The sequence below is a fragment of the Rhodococcus sp. A14 genome, assembly GCF_011603105.1.
GTDB lineage: Bacteria > Actinomycetota > Actinomycetes > Mycobacteriales > Mycobacteriaceae > Rhodococcus_F > Rhodococcus_F opacus.
On record NZ_JAAOQS010000239.1, the window covers coordinates 1 to 2,195 of the forward strand.

At 69.1% G+C, this 2,195-nt stretch carries 1 protein-coding gene; it reads right to left on the bottom strand.

The window, feature by feature from the left end:
- Positions 1-5: 5 nt before the first annotated feature.
- Complete coding sequence (locus tag G9373_RS45050; RefSeq protein ID WP_167121292.1) at positions 6-2,189, bottom strand: malate synthase G; 2,184 nt, start codon at positions 2,187-2,189, stop codon at positions 6-8.
- Positions 2,190-2,195: the final 6 nt, after the last annotated feature.

Sequence of the window (2,195 nt, forward strand, 5' to 3'; positions counted from 1 at the left end):
CCGGGTCAGGCGTTGGCTGCTTTGTATTCGCGGCGGCGGCGGTGCAGGATCGGTTCGGTGTAGCCCGACGGCTGGCGGGTGCCGTCGAGGATGAGTTCCTTCGCGGCCTGGAAGGCGATGTTGGTGTCGAAGTCCGGGGCCAGCGGCCGGTAGGTGGGATCGCCCTGGTTCTGCCGGTCCACCACGGGGGCCATCCGCTGCAGCGATTGCACGACCTGGTCGGCGGTGACCACACCGTGCCGGATCCAGTTCGCCAGCAACTGCGACGAGATGCGGAGGGTGGCGCGGTCCTCCATCAGGGCGACGTCGTGGATGTCGGGGACCTTGGAGCAGCCGACGCCGGCGTCGATCCAGCGGACCACGTACCCGAGGATGGACTGGCAGTTGTTGTCGAGTTCTTCCTGCTTCTCGGCCTCGGACCAGTCGGTGTCGGGGGCGAGGGGGATGGTGAGGATCTCGTCGAGGGTGGCCCGCCGGGTGCCCTTGAGCCGGTTCTGGACGGCGACGACGTCGACCTGGTGGTAGTGGGTGGCGTGCAGGGTGGCCCCGGTCGGGGACGGCACCCACGCGGTGTTCGCGCCGGCCTTGGGGTGGCCGATCTTCTGCTCGAGCATCTCGGCCATCAGCTCGGTCATCGCCCACATGCCCTTGCCGATCTGCGCCCGCCCCTGCAACCCGGCGGCCAGCCCGACGTCGACGTTCCAGTCCTCGTAGGCGGTGATCCAGGTCTGCTTCTTCATCTCGGCCTTGCGGATCATCGGCCCGGCCTCCATCGAGGTGTGGATCTCGTCGCCGGTGCGGTCGAGGAACCCGGTGTTGATGAACACCACCCGCTCACTGGCTTCCTTGATGCAGGCGGCGAGGTTGACGGTGGTGCGGCGTTCCTCGTCCATGATGCCGACCTTGAGGGTGTTGCCGGGCAGGCCGAGGACCTGCTCGACGCGGCCGAACAGTTCGGTGGTGAACGCGACCTCGTCGGGGCCGTGCTGCTTGGGTTTGACGATGTAGATCGACCCGGTGCGGGAGTTGTCCAACGGCCCGGTCTGCTCGGACCGGGACAGCCCGTGGACCGCGCACAGGGAGGTGATCAGGGCGTCGAGGATGCCCTCGGGGATTTCGGTGCCGTCGCCGTGCAGGATCGCCGGGGTGGTCATCAAATGCCCGACGTTGCGGACGAACAGCAGCGACCGCCCGTGCAGGGTGAGCTCGGACCCGTCCGGGGCGGTGTAGACCCGGTCCGGGTTCAGCCGGCGGGTGAACGCCGTGCCGCCCTTGGTCATCTCCTCGGTCAGGTCCCCGCGGTTGAGGCCGAGCCAGTTGCGGTAGCCGATCACCTTGTCGTCGGCGTCGACGGCGGCGACGGAGTCCTCGAAGTCCATGATGGTGGTGACCGCGGATTCGAGCACCACATCCTTGACCCCCGCCGCGTCCGTCTGGCCGATCGGGGAGGTCGGGTCGATCTGGATTTCCGCGTGCAACCCGTGGTTGCGCAGCAGCACACTGGTCGGGGCGGCCGGGGTGCCGAGGTAGCCGACGAACTTGCCCGGCTCGGCCAGGCCGGTGATCGTGCCGTCGGCGAGCTGCACGGTCAGGGCGGTGCCGTCGACGGTGTAGGCGGCGGCGTCGGCGTGCGACCCGGTCGCGAGCGGGGCGGCGGTGTCGAGGAAGGTGCGGGCCCAGGCGATGACCCGGTCGCCGCGGACCTTGTTGTAGGAGGCGCCCGCCTCCGCGCCGCCGTCGTCGGGGATGGCGTTGGTGCCGTACAGGGCGTCGTACAACGACCCCCACCTCGCGTTGGAGGCGTTCAGCGCGAAGCGCGCGTTGAGGACCGGGACCACCAGCTGCGGGCCGGCGGTGGCGGTGATCTCGGTGTCCACGTTCGCCGTGGACACCTCGAACGGGGCCGGTTCGGGCACCAGATACCCGATCTCGGTCAGGAACGCCCTGTACTCGGCCGGGTCGATCACGGCACCGGCCCGGTCGCGGTGCCAGGCATCGATCCGGGCCTGCAGGTCGTCGCGGGTGGACAGCAGCGCCTTGTTCTTCGGCGCCAGATCGTCGATCACCTTCGCCGCACCCGACCAGAACCCGTCGACGTCCACCCCGGTCCCCGGCAGCGCCTCCTCGTTCACGAAGTCGTAGAGCACCTTCGCGACCTGCAGACCGCCGACCTCAACACGCTCAGTCATGAAATG